14 protein-coding genes are annotated in these 20,103 nt (G+C 46.6%); all 14 read right to left on the bottom strand.

From position 1 onward, the window contains the following. Positions 1-858 (bottom strand): carbohydrate ABC transporter permease, encoded by an 858-nt coding sequence (locus tag AB4Z45_RS20570; RefSeq protein ID WP_054027383.1) that lies wholly within the window; start codon positions 856-858, stop codon positions 1-3. Between the two features lie 4 nt (positions 859-862). Then, positions 863-1,834, bottom strand: a complete 972-nt coding sequence (locus AB4Z45_RS20565; protein WP_076269448.1) for a carbohydrate ABC transporter permease — start codon at positions 1,832-1,834, stop codon at positions 863-865. Continuing rightward, a complete protein-coding gene (locus tag AB4Z45_RS20560; RefSeq protein WP_441911251.1) occupies positions 1,831-4,782 on the bottom strand; it encodes an extracellular solute-binding protein in 2,952 nt (983 codons plus the stop codon). The genes AB4Z45_RS20565 and AB4Z45_RS20560 overlap by 4 nt, the downstream gene beginning before the upstream one ends. Further along, complete coding sequence (locus AB4Z45_RS20555; protein ID WP_441911249.1) at positions 4,779-5,909, bottom strand: ABC transporter ATP-binding protein; 1,131 nt, start codon at positions 5,907-5,909, stop codon at positions 4,779-4,781. Before AB4Z45_RS20555 ends, AB4Z45_RS20560 begins: the two co-directional genes overlap by 4 nt. 275 nt (positions 5,910-6,184) lie before the next feature. Continuing rightward, the gene (locus AB4Z45_RS20550; RefSeq protein ID WP_441911247.1) at positions 6,185-7,021 is read right to left on the bottom strand and encodes an NAD-dependent epimerase/dehydratase family protein; all 837 of its coding nucleotides are present in this window, start codon (positions 7,019-7,021) and stop codon (positions 6,185-6,187) included. Positions 7,022-7,052: 31 nt separating this feature from the next. Beyond that, entirely contained in the window at positions 7,053-8,276 is a 1,224-nt protein-coding gene (locus tag AB4Z45_RS20545) for an enolase C-terminal domain-like protein (RefSeq protein WP_339208028.1), read from the bottom strand. Positions 8,277-8,468: 192 nt separating this feature from the next. Continuing rightward, positions 8,469-9,131: an HAD family hydrolase gene (locus AB4Z45_RS20540; protein WP_441911245.1), complete on the bottom strand. Its 663-nt coding sequence runs from the start codon at positions 9,129-9,131 to the stop codon at positions 8,469-8,471. A 98-nt stretch (positions 9,132-9,229) separates the two neighbouring features. After that, a complete protein-coding gene (locus AB4Z45_RS20535) occupies positions 9,230-11,398 on the bottom strand; it encodes a carbohydrate-binding protein (protein WP_441911243.1) in 2,169 nt (722 codons plus the stop codon). Between the two features lie 272 nt (positions 11,399-11,670). Further along, positions 11,671-13,221, bottom strand: coding sequence for an extracellular solute-binding protein (locus AB4Z45_RS20530; RefSeq protein WP_441911241.1), 1,551 nt, complete (start codon positions 13,219-13,221; stop codon positions 11,671-11,673). Positions 13,222-13,277: 56 nt separating this feature from the next. Continuing rightward, positions 13,278-14,162: a carbohydrate ABC transporter permease gene (locus AB4Z45_RS20525; RefSeq protein WP_441911240.1), complete on the bottom strand. Its 885-nt coding sequence runs from the start codon at positions 14,160-14,162 to the stop codon at positions 13,278-13,280. A 34-nt stretch (positions 14,163-14,196) separates the two neighbouring features. Further along, a complete protein-coding gene (locus AB4Z45_RS20520) occupies positions 14,197-15,123 on the bottom strand; it encodes an ABC transporter permease (protein ID WP_441911238.1) in 927 nt (308 codons plus the stop codon). Between the two features lie 1,135 nt (positions 15,124-16,258). Beyond that, positions 16,259-16,837, bottom strand: coding sequence for a signal peptidase I (lepB, locus tag AB4Z45_RS20515; protein ID WP_441911237.1), 579 nt, complete (start codon positions 16,835-16,837; stop codon positions 16,259-16,261). Between the two features lie 25 nt (positions 16,838-16,862). Further along, positions 16,863-18,227, bottom strand: a complete 1,365-nt coding sequence (locus tag AB4Z45_RS20510; protein WP_441911236.1) for an ABC transporter substrate-binding protein — start codon at positions 18,225-18,227, stop codon at positions 16,863-16,865. 27 nt (positions 18,228-18,254) lie between these two features. After that, positions 18,255-20,060 (bottom strand): cache domain-containing sensor histidine kinase, encoded by a 1,806-nt coding sequence (locus AB4Z45_RS20505; protein WP_441911235.1) that lies wholly within the window; start codon positions 20,058-20,060, stop codon positions 18,255-18,257. Between the last annotated feature and the right edge of the window lie 43 nt (positions 20,061-20,103).

The following is a 20,103-nucleotide window of genomic DNA, read 5'->3' as shown; positions in this document are numbered from 1 at the left end:
TTACTTAATTCCGGAATGGACCATCGTCTCAAGCACTCTTCGCTGGAAGAGCAAGAAAATAATTAGATTTGGTACGAACATGAGCAAGCCGGCAGCAGCGGCCATGTTTTGTCCCGATACGCTGTTTTGCAGTCCGCTAAGCAGACTATTGACATAGAAAGCTAACGTTCTCATCGTTTCCTCTTGCATGAATAATGTTGACGTCTCCACATCGCCCCACACGCCTTGGAATGTGAAGATGGATATAGTCGCGATGGCGGGAACGGAGAGTGGAAGCACCATTTTGGTAAAAATACCGAAGTGGCTGGCCCCGTCGATCTTGGCTGCTTCCAGCAGCTCTCCCGGAATTTGCGATATAAAGCCCACCAGCATGAATACGGCGATTGGAGACGCTAATGCCGGCAAAATATGTCCGAAATACGTATTGTTGATGCCGATTCCGCTGATGATCAAGTACCTCGGAATCCCAACGGTCTCAGGTGCGAACATCAACGATAAAGTAATAAGAGACAAAATCAGCTGCTTGAAATGAAACTGGTATTTCGCAAGCACATAACCTGCCATAGTGCTGACGATGATGACCGTAAACAACGTAAGTCCCGCTACAATTAAACTGTTGAACAAATAACGGGTAAACGGAACCGTTGCGTTTGATGCATGCAATATAAGCGATTCAAAATTGCGCAGCGTTGGGTTTTGGACTAAAAATCGCGGCGGGAAAAGAAACAGCTCATTTTGCGGCTTGAAGGCATGGTTCAAAATAAACACGATCGGCAGCGACATGAATGCGGCCAGCGCGGTAAAAACAGTGACAAGGATGATCTGAAACGGCGTCACTCTGCGAAGTTTTCGAATCATGGTTTTACAGCTCCTCCTTTGATCCGAACAGCCGATAAGCAAATCTCATTGCAAAATAACTGATGATCAGCAGCATGACTGAGACCGAGGATGCATAACCGAGCTCGAAACGGATAAAAGCGTAATCGTCAATATGATTAATAATCAAATGCCCTGAATAGGAAGGGGTAATCGCCATCCCCGTCAACTGGGTGGATATGCCTCCCGCCTTCAGCGTTCCTACGATCGACATGACCGCGCTGAACAGCATTTGCGGCTTCATCGACGGAATCGTAATGTAGAAAACCTCCTGCAGGCGGCTGGAAATCCCGTCAATGCGGCCAGCCTCGTACAGCTCCCGATTTACCGTCTGAAGACCAGCCAGCATAGCGAGAAAACCAACGCTGAAGCTGACCCAGAGCGATACGATAATCATAATATTGAGCAAATATTTAGGGTCCTGCAGCCAAATCGTCGGACTGTCGATCCAGCCCATCTTAAGCAAAAAATTGTTAAAATAACCGACGCGGTCACCGCTGAACGTCGCAATCCAAACGACGGATAACGCGACGCCGCCCGCCATAGACGGTGCATAAAACGCAAGCGTGTAGTAATCGCGAATGCGAATGGGCAGCTGATGAATGAGCCAAGCGAATAGGAAAGCTAAAATATAACCTCCCGGCCCTACGATTAACGCGAACAAAAAAGTATTCGGAATCGCTTTCGTTAGAAAAATGATGTCCTGTGTGAACAAGCTGATGTAATTTCGTACACCGATAAAATGAAGCGATCCAAAGCCGTCATAGGACGTAAATCCAAGTGTCGCTGCCATAACAACCGGAATGACGATAAACATTAGGAAGCAAATGAGAAACGGCGCAAGAAACAGATAACAAAAAGCATCACGTCTCATTTCCCGCCAAAAGCGATTCCATTTCACACGCAAAGCGGATTTCTGCTTCGGCTTAGCTATGCTGGGAGAAAGCTGCGTATTCATTTCTGCGGTTCCTCCCATTCGTAAGGTTGTTTAATTTGCGGAATTTTCAAATCCTCATTAGCCGATATGCCAAAGTCATTTTTTCTGCGATTCATTTCCCGCTGTAAGGAAAGCTGAGCAGCTTCAAGCGATTCCTGCGCAGGTATGCCCTCGAGAACCGTCCGATTCCACGCAAACTCCATCTCTCTGTTCAAGAAATAATAACCCGGTACATAAGGCATGTTTTTCGCCCAGCGCGCCTGCTCTTGAAGCGCCTTCAGGTCATCGCTCGGCCAAGTTAGTGATTTCATCGCATTGACATTCGCCGTATTCCATCTGAACTCAATCCCATAAAAGGACTCGACGTCTTTGGCGTATTGCGATTGCACCTCCTCCGAGGTCCACCACTCTAGAAACTTCCAAGCATCGTCTTTCCGTTCACTTTTCTTCATGATCATCGCGGCAGATATAGCCTGCGGCGACCATCTTGCTACCTCGCCGTTCTCTTGCTCGATGCCCGGCAGTGGTGCGATTTTCCAGTGTCCGGTTATTTCCGGAGCAGCAACGAGCAGCTGCACATAGGTGTTGAAATCGGCCACACCTATAGGAATATCTCCATCGCGGAAATGCTGGAAAAATGCTGGTATGTCAATCGGCAGATTGTATTTCTTGTAGAGCTCTGTCCAGCGCTTGAATGCCTGCTGGCCGGCATCGCTCGAGAGCGCACCCTTCAAACCGTCTTGCGAATACACCTCTGCACCATTTTGGAAAAAAAGTGTAGTGAAATCGCTTTTCGGATAATTCATCGTCATCCCGTTTTCCTGAAGCGTTGGTAAAATGTCGAACACTTCATCCCATGTATCCGGAACCTTCAGGTTCAAGCCTTCTAGAATGTCGGTTCTGTAGAACATCATCTGGAAGTTCTGCACCTCTGGAAGTCCATACATTTTTCCGTCGTAGCTAAGCGAACGGCTGACTCCGGGAATAAATCGATCAAGCACATCCTTGAAGCCTGGAAAGTCAGACAGCTCCGCGGCCGCATCCCGCATTGCGAAGTCAGCTGGCGTAGACTCCCCAACGCCAAGCGCAATATCAGGCACGTCTCCTGCTGCATTTCCAAGTATGAGCATATTCGGGTTGGTCATCAGATTGATATTGACTTCAATTCCCGTCCGTGGCGTGAAATCATTATCTACCATCTCACGCAGCAGCTCGACGTAATCTCGACCGCGCTGTACCCAGATAGTCAGCGCTTCCTTCTTGTTATGCTTGCGCGTGTCGTAGTCCAAATAGAAGGAGCGGCCAAAATCAGCAATCGAGTAAGGCACTCTTGAAAGCGTCGTCGGCACTTTCAGATCCGTCACCGTATTTGGCGTCCGAACGACGATATAATCCATGAGCAAAGGCTGCTGAGTCAGCGTTGCCATCCACGTTCCAATATTGTTCTGAATCGTCGAGAAATCATTGATTTTATTCGGTATGACGTTCACATCCACCAGCATCTTCTCGAGTATCGCTACGGAACCTTTGATCGCCTCAGATAAATCAGAATCCTTTTTATTGAGACCATTGATATAATTCCGAATATCCGTTAACTGGGCGACAAATTCCGTCATCTTCTGCTCGACATCCGGATCAAGCTTCTTCATATTCCACGTTCGCGTTGAATCGATGTTGGCGTCAAAAGCCGATTTGCTATAGTTTCCTGTAAGCAATCGTATATGCCGGTCGAATATTGCAAGCTGATCCAGCGTCTCCTTCAAAGCCAGATAAACGGGCTGAACGAGTGAGGAGTCAGCGGTCATGCGCAGGACATGTGCGCCCTTCTCCAAATAAAAGAGGAAAGGTTTGCCTTCTGCATCAGCAAGCGTGCCAATGTCGAATTCCTTCTTCGTCGGAATACCGTAATGAAGCAGCTCCTGAAACGGTGTTTTCCCATCAATCGAGATGGTGCGATATGCCTCAAAGCCGTTGCGATAGTTTTGAAATGTTTTCAGGTCGATTTCATACCAGCCGGACTCTGGCACAGAAAGCTCCCATTCCACCCATTCGCCTGGCAATCGCCAGCGCTGACCGCCCAAGACGTTATAAGTAATTCGCCCTTTTGGGTCAGGTGAAATATAAGGCTCCGACCAAAAATCGGTCTGAATCGCAAGACTTGATTTCCGCTGAAACTGTTCCGCTTCAATCATGCTGAACCAGCTCTGCTTCTCCTCTTCCGGCGGATGCAAGTTTTTGTAATACTCGTAAGCAGGAATTTCTTCCTTTGGCTTGAATGCAATTTCTCGGAGCGCGACGGACTCTCTCACCCCAACCAACCGCAGCTTATGCTGGCCTTGTTCCAACTGGTAGAGTACAGGCTCGGATGAAGCGGAAAATATCGTTGCCGCTTTTGCGCTCCAACCGGCTAGTTCGGTTTGCGGAGGACGAATCTGCTGTCCGATCTCGTTGCGATCATATGGAAATTTGGAATCCTTCCAAAGTCGCTCCAGTTCAATGCGTTCCGACTCCGTAAACGGATATCGGCCATCAATTTGAACGCCGCGTACGACGGAGGCGTTGCCGCCTTCTAAAGGCTTGTAATCAAAATGAAGCTCATACCAGCCGCCTTTAGGCACGTCGAACGTCCATTCCACCCAGCCCTTTTCGTTTTCCCAATAAAGCGCAGCTTCACCTTGCTCCTTATCAATCCTGACCGCCGATTCTTCAGCAGCAGCTTGATATTCGGTTGGTGAAATCAGAATGGACGGTAGACTCTCGTCGGTTTTGGCCGCCTCCGGATATTGGTACATCAGCTTCGCGTATGGCAGCTCCTCTGTTTTGCTCTTATAGGACAGCAGCTGCTCCGTGCTCACCGAGGTTGCATGAAGAACGGGTTCGCTGGCCGTAATCCAGCGGATGACTCCGAACACCAGCGCCAGTACCAGAATGAGACGAAGAGCGATGCCCAGCATCCTCATTCTCCTCATCTGTCTTCTCCTCCAGCTGCCAAAGATACGCCGGTTTCCTCATCAAAGAAATGAACCTTGCTCATGTTGAAACCAACGACAAGCTTCTCCTCTTTGTGATAAACGATCTCTGGCTCCGTTCTCCCAATGAGCGTTTTCTCTCCTACCTTCACGTACACGTACGAATCGGCTCCCGTTACTTCCGTCATCTCTACTACGCATCGAAAGAAGTCATCCTCCTCCGCGTTTGCTTCTTCCCGCTTCAGCCACACATGCTCTGGGCGAATGCCCATCACACAGTTGCGAAGCGATCCGCTTTTTACCGCAAAATGCGCATAATGACATTCTGGAACGAGCAGCTTTATTCGCTTATTAACGAAATAATAAAGACCATCCTCCAAGACTAGGCCCCCCTCCATGAAATTCATTTGGGGCGAACCGATAAATCCAGCGACAAACAAATTCGTCGGTTCATCATAAAGCTGGCGAGGCGGGGCAACCTGCTGGATAACGCCATCCTTCATAACGACAATCCGCGTTCCCATCGTCATCGCTTCGACTTGATCATGCGTCACATAGACCATCGTCCGCTTGAGATCGCTCTGAAGCTTAATAATCTCCGCCCTTGTTTGAGCACGCAGCTTCGCATCGAGATTCGACAGCGGTTCATCCATGAGGAACACTTGCGGCTCCCTTGCTATCGCTCGGCCGAGTGCGACACGCTGTTTCTGACCGCCTGACAGCTGGCTTGGCTTGCGCTCCAGCAGATGCGATATTTCCAAAATTTTCGCCACACGGTTGACCCTTAGCTCGATATCGTGCTTTGCCGTCTTGCGAAGCTTGAGTCCTAGCGCGATATTTTCGTAAACGGTTAAATTCGGGTATAGGGCGTAGTTCTGAAATACCATCGCAATATCTCTGTCCTTAGGCGAGACATAATTTACGAACTTCTCATCGATGTACAGATCTCCTTCGGTGATTTCCTCTAGGCCAGCCAGCATCCGGAGCGTTGTTGATTTGCCGCAGCCGGAAGGACCGACGAGCACCAGGAATTCCCCCTCCTCAATGGAAAGGTGGAAATCGTTGACCGCCGGACGCGACTCCCCTTTATAGTGCTTATATACATGGCTAAACGTAATGCTTCCCACCCTTGCTCACCTCTCATGACGTATTGTCTTCCTCTTGCTACTATTAATGTTAACGCATACATTCGCCGGCAAATATGAGGTGATATTTTCTTTTGTTGTCAAAAATTAGCCTCTATCAGCTAAAAACCACTATTTTTCCCCCATTCTTAGAAAGCGCTTTCTAAAATAGGATCAAATCCACAATCAGCCTCTTCTGCTGCCAATAAAAAAAGAAGCCGCCTCCCTAGGTTTGCACCTGTTGAGTCGGCCTCTTTCATTTGTACTTATTCAACTGTTTACCGATGGTCTGCCCAAGAATACTTAGGGCTCCAATCCAGCGTATCCTTCGCCATTTGATTGCTGACTACAGCTGTCCGCCCAGTTAAAGGCGCGCGCAAATCGATGACTCCCGGATAAAACTGCTGCAGCAAACGCTCGGTTGACCATTCGCTAAGCGTATCGTTGCTCGTAATATTGAGGCAAATCGCTCCGCGGTCCTCCACATGAAGCGACGCGATACATGCACTGACTGCATCTCGTATATCAATATAGCTCCATAAAATATGTTTAAAGGACTCCGGCTTATCAACCGCAATATGCTTGTAATCCTCAGGTTTAGTAATCATGGAGAAACGGAGTGAAATGACCTGCATGCCATTTCTTCGATCGAACATCGCAGCTGTCACTTCATTCACTACCTTCGATAGACCGTAGCACTCTTGTGGCTGCTGCGGATGGTCCTCGTCCAGCGGCAAATAATCCGGTGCAAATGGCGTCGGTGCCCATGCAAAGCCGTAAGAAGACTCGCTTGAGCCCATAACAACCTTCCGAATGCCAAGAATCGAGGCGGCTTCCAAAATATGATACGCTGCAACCGTATTGTTCGCGAATATATACGGGTACGAATGGCCAAGCGGTGCAGGAATAGCAGCCATATGTATGATGGCATCCGCACCGTGAAGCGCTGAAACGACCTGCCCGAAATCATTTAAATCTACTTTGATTTGCTTGCAATGCAGCTGATTTGACCGCTCGTTGTCCAAAGAAACAACCTGATAGCCATCCTGCTGAAGCGCCCCAATGAGCTGTGTTCCGAGCTTGCCGCTCCCGCCAGTTACTGCGATTGTTTTCATAGAAAAAGCACCTCCAATTTTCAACTTGTTATTATGGCCGCACAAGCGTACCGTCAGCCTTTCGATCCAAATGATAAGGATTGTGATATGCGGAGCGATTCCAATTGTCCCCAACTAGCAGCTGCGCCTTTAGCTCATCCAGCTCAATGCCAAGACCCGGCTTGTTCGAAGGGTAAAGATAACCGCCCTTTCTAACGATATGCCCCTCAAAGGCATCAAGCTCTTCCGCTCTAAAATGGTTCACTTCCTGAATGCCGAAATTCCATATCGCCATATCAAGATGTACCGCCGCCGCTTGGTTAACGGGATCATTTTCCCCGCCTTCCTGCCACGCGGTACGCACGCCAAACGCTTCGCACAGCGCTGCTATTTTGCGGCACGGCGTTATGCCTCCAGCTTTCGAGACGCGAACGCGAATGAAATCGATCAGCCTCTCCTTGACGAGCTCCGTCCACTCCTGCGGATTCACGAACAGCTCGCCAACCGCCTGCGGCGTTGCGCTCTGTTGACGAAGATGGCGATACCAGCCAATTTGTTCCGGTGCGAGCGCATCTTCAAGAAAGAACAGACCATAGGGCTCAACCCGCTTCGCCAGCTGAATCGCATTGATAGGCGACAGATGCTCATGTACATCATGCGTAAACTGGATACCCATGCCAAACGCTGACCGCAATTGCTCGAACATGTTCGGAATGGCATTCAAATAAGCCTGCTCGTCAAACACTGGACCTTTTGTCCAAGCTCGCTCCGGCAGGTTCGCTTTGTCAGCATTAATGAAGCCTCCTCCCCCATACCCGCCCATCTGTACGCGGATGACGGTATAACCCTCCTCCATAAAACGCTGGACATCCTCTTTGAGCTCGGAAATATCCGATCCCCCTGCATGTCCATAACAAGGAACAGCCGCGCGGCTTGCCCCGCCGAGCAATTGATAGACCGGCAACCCCGCTTCCTTCCCTTTTATATCCCATAATGCCATATCAATACCGCCGATTGCCGTATGCAAAATAGCTCCGTTTCTCCAATAGCCGCTCATATACATCGTCTGCCACAAATCTTCTATGTTAGCGGCATCTTTGCCGATCAGAAGCGGCGCCAGCAATTGCTCAATAACTTGTACAACGGCTTCCGGATTGTAGACATCCGAAGCCGAGCCGAGTCCATAAAGCCCGTCTTGATCGGTCATCACCTTTACGATCGTCCAAGTTCCGTTCTTACGCGTTCGAATACATTTGATTCCCGTTATTTTCGCCATGCCCTCACCTTTCCTTTCCGTGTCTCGTTTAGTTTAAGTCAATCACACGGCATTCCACATGAGGCATTTTTAAACTTTCTGTCCTATTGTTAGCCTCTTTCCTAATCCTATGATGCTTATTGCCTTAGTAGTTGCAATATAAAAAAAGAGAGCATCCAATATATGGGATACTCTCTTTTTAACTGTTTAAAATTAGACTTTCTCTAATTGCTCAAGTACAAACTGCTTGAACGCTTCTACCTCGTTAAAAATCCGCTCCGGCAGGACCCGGTAATCTTTATCCTGCACGACAGCCATCCACTGGGCAGCAAAGGTACGTATTCCAGCTTCTTGACCTGCCATCATATCATCGTTGCTGTCGCCGACAAAAATAGTTTCTTCCTTTGCCCAGCCAAGCTCGTTCAATATAAGATGGATCCCTTCCGCTGATGGCTTGCGCTTCTCCACATCATCGCCCGTTACAATCTTGTCGAAGCTAACCTCCCAGCCCAGCTTGTCCAGCGAAATATCGAGCGTACGCCGCGATTTGCCTGTGAACATGGCAATTCCAATGCCTGATTGCCGCAATGAGACTAGCAAATCAGCAATTTCCGTATTTCGCTCTACGAGCTCCTCATGGCGCTGCTCATATTCAGCTACATATTCGGTTATGGCTGCTTCCACTTGCTCGCGATTGTTTAGATGCTGTTCAATAATTTGAAGCTCCGTCGGCCCTGCCAATGCGTACATATCCTCAATCAACACTTGCCTGCCATCATATTTCTGGAATACACCTGAAATCACTTGATACATCACCGGCCAAGTATCAGCCAGTGTACCATCAAAGTCAAAAATAATATGTTTAATGTTGTTCAAAACATTCTCTCCTCTCCTACTAATAACTTTCTCTATTATAATCATGAAAAAAGCGATCCCGCTAGGGGAACGCCTTTTTCATATAAAGCTGTGATTGTTTACTGATGACTAGTCGGATGATTTACGGTTAATGGGATTTCATTATTGAAGAGACGTGCAATATCGCCAGTCAACCGCAAATAGAAATCAGAGGATACGGCTACGCCGTCCGCATCGAGCGTAAGGAAATATTGATTGTTCGGAATCATCGAGCTGTTCTCGGCGGCTTTGGCAATCGCTGTCGCCTCGTCATATTCATCAAACATCGCAATATAACCTGTATTGATGCCTAAACTTTTTAAATTGTAAGCCTGTCGCCACATGAAATCGCCATGCAGACGAGGAATTTCGTTGACGGGACCGTTTTTCATGTTTTTCCATGCAAAACCCGGCCAAATCACGGGCTGATATACGATGCCATTCTGCTGAGTAAATGCGAAATCCGGCGCCCACTGATTCGTCTTGTAATGATCAGCGCCCGCTAGCTGGCTGAACCGACCGACAAACCAAGGCGATAACATATCAAGCGATTTGTACACATCGAGGAAATCAGGCTTCGAATCGTTATCCCCATTGCGCCAATGGGTAGGAACGCCGCCGATCACATAATAGCCTTGGTTTTTGAACCAAGCGATTAAGTCTGCGGATTCCGCTGCTGTTCCCGGCCGATCGGTAAACCCGATCCCCCAAATACAGATGACCAGCTTACCGTCCTGCTTGGCATAGGCAGTCGATGAGGTTAAATTCATCGTGCCAACAACATTGTTGGTAAAATCATTTTTGACCGCATTGACCCACTGGCTTGGATTGAGATCCGTAATGTCATACATCACATAAAATTTGCGGTTATAGGTTTCTGCAGCATTTTTCACCTTCACAGCTACGCTGTCGCGGTTCTGATTCCAATTATTCGGCGCATAGTTTGCATCCGCCCCGAACCTTTGCAGCGCTGCGCCGCTAATGTTGTACGTCTGCATCCATTCAAAATGCTTGTTCACCGTTTCTTGATCATAAGAGGAGAACAGCTTGGCTGGCTGACCGTTGCCTAAATTGCCTAAGTTCGTTTGATACAGCTTCGTATACTCTCTTATATCTGGATACATCTCGAAGTTTACGTTGGAGTTCGCTGTCAGATTATTATTGTTTTTGGACCAATGTGTCCAGTTGTTTAGAGGTGATCCGTCGCCCCCAGCGGTAAACCAGCCCTGGTAGCCCGCAAACACCTTTCCGACTACATCGCCGCCAATTGCGGAAGCAGCAAATTTGAACCAATTGATATTAAACAGATTACCTGCTCCTCCAGTAAATTTTAAATATAGATTATGGACTCCGCTTATTGTGTTTATTGAACAGTTTTTGGTTGTCCATGACTGCCAGCCGCCCGTATTCGTTACCGCGCAGGTTCCTGCCAGCGTGCCGCTTAAGCTGTCCAGTCTAATTTCAACATTGCCGCCGGTTGTTTGGCTTGCCACACGCAGGGAAACCGATGAAGCTCCGCTCCCGAAGTTCACATTGTTAAATACTAGGTAATCCCCGTTGTCCACATAGGCGACATTTTGACCGCCTTCACTGGAGTTTTCCAATTGCGTACCGAATTGACTGTTAAAGGCGGAAGCTGCCGTTTGAACAAAAGCCGATATCGAGCCTGGCGCAGCTGTTGGAGCAGGTGTAGCTGTTGGAACTGGCGTCGCAATCGGTGAAGGCGTTGGCGTTGCCACAACTGTCGGTCCATACACCTCAAGCTCCGATATTTGTCCGCCAGTTGCTCCAGTATTAGCTGTCACATTTATTTTGACATAACGCACATTTGTGCTTGTAAAGTTGATGGTGACCGCATTTGTACCGGATTGATAAGTATAGGCCGCAGAAGCAACAATGGTGTTGTAGTTTGTATCATCACTGCTAGTCTGCACAGATAAAGTTTGCGTACGGTCACCCCAAGCAAGCGGCAGCTTAAGAACTACTTGATTGATGGCTTGGCTGCTGCCCAAATCGACCCTAATCCAGTTCGGATAACTGTTTGCAGCTCCCTCCCAATAGCTTGCTTGATTGCCATCCGTTGCGTTTGAAGCTATATAGCTCTGAGTATGGTTGCTTTCTGTTACACTTTTGTTCAGCGCCAAATTGCCAGCTGCCGATACCTTGGATGGCGATAACGAGAGCTGCGTTGAGATAAGAACCAGAACAAGCAATAGGACGTAAACCTGTCTTCTTCCTTTAACCAACATAAATTCCCTCCTCAAAAAATGGATGATACCGCGATGCTCCAATCCCTATTTATTCGATCCTACCACCTCCTTCGCCGCTTCTGGGGTATCGAAAAAAGCCTGGTCCCCCGGGGGACCAGGCTCGCGTTTTAAGGCTGCTGGTTGTAAATGCGATACAAGTGAACTGCCGTTTCGCAGCGGCTTCTTTCATACTTATCCAATGTATCCGCTTTCAAACGTTGTCAAAGGAGAAGCCTTCCTCTACATAAGGTCGGCTTCTCATTCGTCACACTTTATTTTTTCTTCGCAAGAAACTCATCAATTTGTCTTTGAGTTTCAGCGATAATGACATCAAGTCCATTTTTCTTTTGCGTTTCGATATAAGCAGCAACTGCCTTCTCGACATCCTTCACCACGCCAAACTCTATCGGTCTGTTCAGCTCATCGTTTGCTGTATCGCGCTTTGCAATCTCGTTTTTCATATTGTCTTCTGCGATAAACAGGCCGTCGATAGGCGAGTTGACGTTATTAGGCTTGCTTGCAAATTCAGCTTCCTTCAGCCAGAAATCCGTTCCATATGTCATCGTCGGACGCATGAATTGCGGCTTCCAGAATGCCCATTGTCCGCCCCACTCCATATAGTTGCTCGTCGTTGTTTCCATGCCTTCCGGATATTCAGCCGTTTCCCCGTTCAGTACATAGGTTTTGCCTTCAATGCCGTATTGCACAAGATCATACAACGTTTTGTCCGTTTCCATCATATCCAAGAAACGAAGCACTCGTTCTGGATTTTTGGAGTTGCGGTTAATGGCCACAACATTGGCAAGAGCCGTACGGTTAACGAATCTTTTGTCAGGATAAAGCTCTGCCGATTCCATCTTGAATGACGGATCAGAGAAACCAGGATTAGCGCTTACCCATTCATGCGATGTTACAGTGAACAGCTTCTTGCCATTTCTCCACTCTGCTGCTTCATCTGACTTATCGATCATCGCATCACGGTTAATCAAATTATCGTCATACCAAACTTTAGCCAGCTTTGCAGCCTCAAGGTAGAATGGTTGCTGCTCAACCGCTTTAATGGTAATTTTGTCATCGCTTAAATAGAAGCCAAGGCCGTGGAAGTTAAGATCTACCCACTCATCACGAATCATAATGAGGGATACCGGCGGCGTCCGGGAGATTCTTTCGTTCGGGTACGCTTTTTTCAATTCACGCAGCAATCTGTCGACATCCTCAATCGTTTTGATTGAGCCTGCTGGAATATCAAGTCCTGCTTTCTCGACAAGATCGGAGCGCCAGCCAGTAAATTTACGCTCATTCATTTTCATCGTCCATGGAAGACCTACGATATTGCCGTTTACCGTTGCAGCGGCAAGCGTGCCCTGCTCCTCATATTTCTTGTGCAAATTAGGAGCAAATTCCGGCAGCAGATCGTTTAATGCCATATATGAACCTTTTGCAGCCATCTGCTTGTACGAAAGCCAGTCGCCGTCAAAGTTCATATCCCAGTTATCGCCGGAAGCGGCCATAACGAGCATCTTTTCTTTAAAGTCGCCAAACGGAATGAAGTTGATATCAAACTTCACGTTTAGACCTTTCGCTTTCACATATTCGCTGACCTTGGACCAAACCTCATCCGTAGCTGCTTTTTTATCACCGCCAAAATAAAACTTCAGCGTGACTTCATCCTCCTGCTTCACTTCGTTCCCGCCAGTCGGCGCATTAGTCGCCTTCCCATTGCTCGGCGTATTGCTGTTGTTTGAGCTGCATGCTGCTAGAATAACGCTTAGCAGCATAATGACAGCAATAAATAGCGGCATTTTTGTAATGCTTTTCTGCATCTGAACCTCTCCCCTTAGCTTATGTTTTATATACTACACGGCGGAAGCCGAGATAGTCATCCTTTTACTGCGCCCACCATCAAGCCTTTGACAAAAAAACGTTGAACGAACGGATACAAGAAAATGATAGGGCCAATCGTAACGACCGTAAGCGCCATCTTGATCGATTCCGAAGGAATTTGTGCTGATATTCGCTGCATAGCGGATGCATTGCTCGAGCTTTTCAGAAATTCGACATTGGAGATAAGCGTTCGCAGCAGCAGCTGCAGCGGTTGGAGCTCCTGCTTATCGACAAACATGAGACCTAGAAACCAATCGTTCCAGTAGCTCAATGCTACGAATAAACCGACGGTTGCAAGTACAGGCAAGGAAAGCGGTGCAATGAGGCGATAAAAGATTTTAAAGTCGCCCGCACCGTCCATTTTGGCTGATTCATTCATATCCTCGGGTATGGATAACATAAAGTTGCGAATGAGGAACATATTGAATGCATTAGCGAGCATCGGTAAAATAAGCGCCCAAAGTGTATCTTTTAGATCCAAATATCTCACGCAAATGATGTACCAAGGTACTAATCCGCCATTAAACAGCATTGTAATAATGACGTAGATAGACAAAATGTTTCTATACTTGAATGACCGTCTCGCCATTACGTATGCGCCCATGCTCGTTACGAGCAAGGATAGAATTGTTCCTGCCACCGTAACGAGAAGACTTACGCCATACGCATCAATAATGCGATTAGAGCCTAGAAATAAAATGCGATAAGAATCGAAAGTAATGCTCTTTGGCCATAGCGTGTATCCATAATCCATAATGTCCTTCTCCGTGCTTAACGAGCCTGAAATGACCATAATGAATGGAAACAAGCAGGACAGACTGAACAAGGAGATCGCTATAATGATAATAAATTGTGAAATTGAAAATTTCTTCAGATGCATGCAGATGATCCTCCCTTGATGTGAATGGACGTTTTTAGAAAATAGCCGAGTCTTTGTCTATTTTGCGTGCCGCGTAATTGCTGCCGATAATGAGCACGAAAGCAATGAACGACTGGAGGAAGCCCGCCGCAGATGCCATGCCGATATCCCCTGATTTGCGCAAGCTGCGATAAACAAACGTATCAATAACGTCAGTTGTAGGAAATAAGAGAGAAGCATCGCCGACCATTGCGTAAAACATTCCAAAATCAGCGTTCATGATTCTGCCAACAGCCAGCAAGGTTAAGATAATGATCGTTGGCCGCAGCATCGGAATGCTGATAAAACGGATTTGCTGCCATCTTGTCGCACCGTCGATAGACGCCGCTTCATAATACGAATTGTCGATGGACGTTAATGCCGCCAAATAAATGATTGTGCCGTATCCAGTAACCTTCCAGCGAACCGCTATCGTTAGAATGAGCGGCCATAAGCCGGCTTCGCTGTAGAAATCAATTGGCTGCATGCCTATCGTTTCCAGCACACGATTAATCGCTCCACTCTCAAAGTTCATTAAATTGTAAGCGAACACTCCGACTACGATCCACGAAATAAAGAAAGGAAGAAAGGTTAACGACTGCGTAACTCTCTTAAAATATTTGTTTCTAATCTCATTGAGCAGCAAGGCAAACCCTACTTCAAAAATGAGCCCGACTGTAATAAACAATGCGTTTAACAGTATCGTGTTTCTCATCGCCCGAAAAGCGGTCGGAGAAGAGAACAAATAATCAAAGTTATTCAGCAGCGGGTGCATCCAATCGCTTCCGAAAATTCCTTTAGCAAAGTCAAAGTCTTTAAAGGCGATGACTAGACCTGCAAGGGGCAAGTAGTTAAAGAGAAAAAGGAGCGTCGCGACGGGCAGGAACATGAGCAGCAGCGTTCGATTTCTAAGTAATTCCCGAATGACTCCATTAGATTTCATAATCGATTTCCCTTCCATTGATGTGATACTTTTATTCTAAGGGAGCCCGCCTGGGCTTACTATGAGCCAATCTTATACTTTGTGGTTTAAGATTATCCTCCTATGCATAAAGCTCCTTTTCCACCTCGATCAGACGCCTCATCTACCTCAATAAGCGCATATTTACGCTTACCGACAACAAACCAAGGCTTGTCCTGCGCTGTAAGAACACATACATGCTTACAGCTCCATTTCCACCTCGATCAGACGCCACATCTACTCAATAAGCGCATATTTGCGCTTACAGACAACAAACTAAGGCTTGTCTCACGCTGTAAGAACACATGTGTGCTTACAACTCCATTTCCACCTCAACCAGACGACTTTTCTACTCAATAAGCGCACATATGCGCTTACAGACAACAAACCAAGGCTTGTCTCGAGCTGTAAGAACACATGTGTGCTTACAACTCCATTTCCACCTCAACCAGACGGCTTTTCTACTCAATAAGCGCACATATGCGCTTACAGACAACAAACTAAGGCTATTCTCTCGCTGTAAGAGCACATGTGTGCTTACAGCTCCACTTCCACCTCGATCAGACGGCTTTTCTACTCAATAAGCGCATATATGCGCTTACAGACAACAAACTAAGGCTTGTCTCGCGCTATAAGAACACGTACGTGCTTACAGCTCCATTTCCACCTCGCCGAGATGCCTCATCTACTCAATAAGCGCATATTTGCGCTTACAAACAACAAACTAACCCTTTTCTCAAGCTATAAGAACACATGCGTGCTTACAGCTCCATATCAACCTCGATCAGACGCCTCATCTACTCATTAAGCGCATATTTGCGCTTACAGACAACAAACTAAGGCTATTCTCGTGCTGTAAGAACACATACGTGCTTATAGCTCCATTTCTACCTCGCCGAGACGCCTCAAATACTCTTTAAGCATATATTTGTGCTTATCGGGTTCAAACAAAAAAAAAGACCACCTAAACAACCGGTGATCTCTACATGCACATAACTAAGTAACAGACTTCTTCCTTCGTTTTTACCAATTAAGCTTTGTATCCATATGTAGCTTTGTTCATCAAGAAGTCATAGCTCCCATTACTCTTGGTAACTTTCCTAGCCTCCTTTGCTGCTTAACGTCTGTTCTCATAGCCGACTACTTTACCTACGATTTCCTCTTCGGCAAAAGCACCCGCTGATTGGCTGTCATGGAATCCTCGCCAACGTACATCCGCCAATATAAAATACTCATTCTCCTTTAGCTGCAAGGGCTTATTCATAGAATCATTTTTATCGGAAGAAGGATCGCTCCCGTAAAAGGTATCCAGTTTATTTCCATTAATATAAACTAGCCCTTTTTTAACCTGAACCGACTCACCAGGAAGCCCAACAACTCTTGCTATATCCGTCGCTTGTTTATCTTTTTTAACTTGGAATAAGGCAATATCGCCGCGAGATATTTGATTTTCCTTATAATAATTCAAATCAACCAACACTTCATTGTTTAAAGCAAATGGATGGGGATGCGTATAACCGAGCTCTGACAGCATGCCATCCGTTTCTACTTTTACTTTCGTCAATGAGGAATCCGGGTTTTGAATGATCTCTATTCTCTTTTCTGTAGCCGTATCCGTAATGGATTTACTACAGCCACCCATGATCATTATGACGCCCGAGAAAACAACAAACATAACCTTCCATCTCGTCCTCATCAAACATCCCCTCCGCTGCCTGCTCTCACTTATCACGATTCCGCTTCCAATGCTCCCGCAGCTCCAGCGTTTTTTTGTTCCATGTCTCTGTCTCTGGAATAATACGGTTAATGTCGGCACCTTGAAATACGATATCATTGATAACATTGATCCAGTTGTACTCCGAAAAACCGGGTATCGTGGCGCCAGGCAATACGAGGCTGTTATCCTTGGTCATCTTCACGGCTTCAATATTTTTCCCTTGCCACAAGGGAACCTCATCAATATAAGCTGTCAGCTCCGGATCAATAACGGAAGCATTCGCTCCCTTCTCGATTTTCCATTTCTGCGCTTCCATCTCGAATTGAAAACTAATCCATTTATATGCCTCTTCTTTATGCTTCGAGCCGCTCAGCATCGCAAGCGGACCATAAATATGGAAGGAGTATTGGTTGACCTGCCCTCTCGGAAAGGGAAGTATATCCCAGTTAAAATCAGCCTCCTTATGCAGTGTCGGAAGCAGCCAATCTCCGGCAATGTCAAACGCTGTTTTTCCATTTATGAATTGCTTAACCACATCGCCTTGTGCTTTGGATTCTGCCCAAGAGAGCATAGACCCATCCTTGGTGACAAATTCAGTCAGCCAGCGCACATCCGCCATCACATCCGGCGTGCTTAGCAAGCTTTGGGTCAATCGATCATTTAAGTAAGCCAAATTAGGCGCATGTCCATCCGCTGCCGCTTTCATCGGCAGCAAGCGCATCACAAAATCACTGTTCGTAGTGAGGCCGTATTCCCCAGCTGCAGGGTCCGTGACACGTTTTGCAATATCACGCAAATCATCAAAGCTCCAATCATTTGAAGGCATATCTATGCCATGCTTGGCCAATAAATCTTTATTGACAATAATCCACATTGGAACATCGACGAACGGCACAGCAAGCCTGCGGCCGTTAAAGGCCATCGTATCAAAGTATCCATCGGGCAGCACCTTGCCTTGGAAGGAAGCATCTTCATCCATGTACGGCTTTAAATTTTCGAGCAGGCCGCTTTGTTCATAACGAAGCAAATCACCAACAACCCAAGTCAGATCAGCTGGTGTGCCTGCCGCCTCCAATGCAATAATTTGATTCATGATTTCGTCATCGCCGCCCACGATTTGAACGGGCTCAATCGTAATCCATGGATATTTGGCATTGAATTTATCGTACAGCTCCTTATACGTCTCTCCTCCCCAGGTCAGAAGCTTAAGCGTAACTGGTGTTTTTCCTGAATATTGCCCTTCTTGACCACTATTTGATCCCTCTGCCGCATTCTCGCCATCCCAGCCTTTAAACGTGCAAGAGGTTAGAACTAGCATAAACATCAGGAGTATACTTATAACAAATGTTTGTTTACGTTTGTTTATCAAGATTATGCCTCCTTTGATACTCACGCTTCACTCATTGCCAATTGAATCGATATTCTGGTCTTCCTTCAAAATGGGATGCCTTAACGTTATCGTTGTTCCCATTTCGGGCCCCGTCTTGATTTCAAGCTTGTAACGATCTCCAAAATAAAGCTTTAAACGATCATTCACATTGCGAAGCCCTACGCCTCTGCGCGTATGCGAGAACTTTTCGCTAGGCTCTTCTTCCGTCTCCAGCTGTTCCAGCACGGACGCTGGAATGCCTTTACCGTTATCCACAATATCGATTACGATATCCTCTCCGATTTTTCTGGCTGCGATCATAATTTTCCCTTTATCAAAATCGTCGCGCACGCTATGCTGAATCGCATTTTCTACAAGCGGCTGCAGCAATAGCCTTAGAAACGGCATATCCAGCGTCTCTGTCTCACAGGAATACAAAATACGAACGACCTTGCCCATTCTTGCTTGTTCAATCGATACATAAGCCTTCACCTGCTCAATCTCGCGGCGCAGCGTCGTAATCTCTTTCCCTTGGTTTAAACTGAGCCGCAGCAAATTGCCAAGTGCCGATACCATCTCGCTGATGTCGCTGCGTCCATGATTTTCCGCCTTCCACCTAATTGATTCCAAGGTGTTGTATAGAAAATGAGGATTAATCTGGTGACTCAGCACTTGAAACTCCAGCGCTTTTTTGTTCCTTTCGGAGCGTGCTGCCTCCTTAATCAATCCATCTATGCGCTGAACAAGATTGCTTACTCCTCTATACAGCCAGCCAACCTCATCCTTGCGGGACGACGAAGGCAGCAAGTAATGAAGATTTTCCGCCTCCAGCCTCCTCATTAAACGAACCAAATGCGCAATAGGCTGTGTATAGTAAGCTGTGATATAAAAGACGACACTAATGCAGCAAATAAGATAACCGATCAAAAAGATTACGAGCATGCGGTTAATTTCATCAATCGTACCCGTCAGCTCATGAAGAGGGGTCAAGCTCACGATGGTCCATGGATGGTTAGCCATCTTCAAATAGGTTGCGAGATAGGTTTCCCCTTCAATCGTAATAGACGTAGAGCCTTCATCACCCGACTTCATATAAGAGATTAAGGCAGTTGACGGAAATTCCTTGCCTGTCCATTCATTAACTGCAGAATCATAATGCACGATGCCTTTCTCATTAATGAGCAGCAGCTTCTGATCCTTTAGCTGATCGGACGGCGAGAAATATCTTCTTAAATAATCCTCAGATAAGTCAGTCGCAATGATGCCTCTTAATTTCTGATCGTACAAGCCCGAGAATCGCTTCACATAGGAGAGCAGCGGTTTTGCATATTTCCCATGCATGGGCATGGTCAAATACCACGTCGGACTAACCGTCGCTTTGGAGCGCTGAAACCAATACTGGTCTCCGATACGCACCGATTCATCAATTGTCCTCATATAGGATGGATAATCTGTTGGCTTGATTGGGTACACCTTGACTCTAAAAGCATCAATCGTAGACGTAGCATGATACAGCACTGTCAATAGATTGACTGTAAACGCTTCCTCTTCTGCCAGGTTTAATGGTTCCGTTTCCAATAAATCCTGAAGCTCCTTATTTCCGATGACATCGTTGACTTGATCATTTAAGTTGCCCAAATAAATTTCGAAGTTTTTTCTTGCTTGCAGAAGATAGCTCATGGACATTTTCGTATTCGTATTGGAGATGCCCTCGATCGATTTAATATGCGCATAATACGCAAAAAGCAGAAATGGAACGATAATGATCATAAAAAATATGAGAATCATCCGATTGCGAAAGGATGAAGCGAGCCGAAAGGACACTTTATTCACAAGTGTACACCTGCCTTCCACTATGCTAACCCCATCACTGGAG

Origin of the sequence: Paenibacillus sp. MCAF9 (assembly GCF_052114265.1) — a bacterium.
GTDB lineage: Bacteria > Bacillota > Bacilli > Paenibacillales > Paenibacillaceae > Pristimantibacillus.
The sequence above is the reverse complement of the archived record's forward strand: the minus strand, read 5'-3'. Positions and strand labels throughout refer to the sequence as shown.

Excerpts from the sequence above, each read along its gene's own strand:
- AB4Z45_RS20530 (WP_441911241.1), bottom strand. The coding sequence starts at position 13,221 with ATGCAGAAAAGCATTACAAAAATGCCGCTATTTATTGCTGTCATTATG.
- AB4Z45_RS20550 (WP_441911247.1), bottom strand. The coding sequence starts at position 7,021 with ATGAAAACAATCGCAGTAACTGGCGGGAGCGGCAAGCTCGGAACACAG.
- AB4Z45_RS20535 (WP_441911243.1), bottom strand. The coding sequence starts at position 11,398 with ATGTTGGTTAAAGGAAGAAGACAGGTTTACGTCCTATTGCTTGTTCTG.
- AB4Z45_RS20560 (WP_441911251.1), bottom strand. The coding sequence starts at position 4,782 with ATGAGGAGAATGAGGATGCTGGGCATCGCTCTTCGTCTCATTCTGGTA.
- AB4Z45_RS20520 (WP_441911238.1), bottom strand. The coding sequence starts at position 15,123 with ATGAAATCTAATGGAGTCATTCGGGAATTACTTAGAAATCGAACGCTG.
- AB4Z45_RS20565 (WP_076269448.1), bottom strand. The coding sequence starts at position 1,834 with ATGAATACGCAGCTTTCTCCCAGCATAGCTAAGCCGAAGCAGAAATCC.
- AB4Z45_RS20545 (WP_339208028.1), bottom strand. The coding sequence starts at position 8,276 with ATGGCGAAAATAACGGGAATCAAATGTATTCGAACGCGTAAGAACGGA.
- lepB (WP_441911237.1), bottom strand. The coding sequence starts at position 16,837 with ATGAGGACGAGATGGAAGGTTATGTTTGTTGTTTTCTCGGGCGTCATA.
- AB4Z45_RS20525 (WP_441911240.1), bottom strand. The coding sequence starts at position 14,162 with ATGCATCTGAAGAAATTTTCAATTTCACAATTTATTATCATTATAGCG.
- AB4Z45_RS20570 (WP_054027383.1), bottom strand. The coding sequence starts at position 858 with ATGATTCGAAAACTTCGCAGAGTGACGCCGTTTCAGATCATCCTTGTC.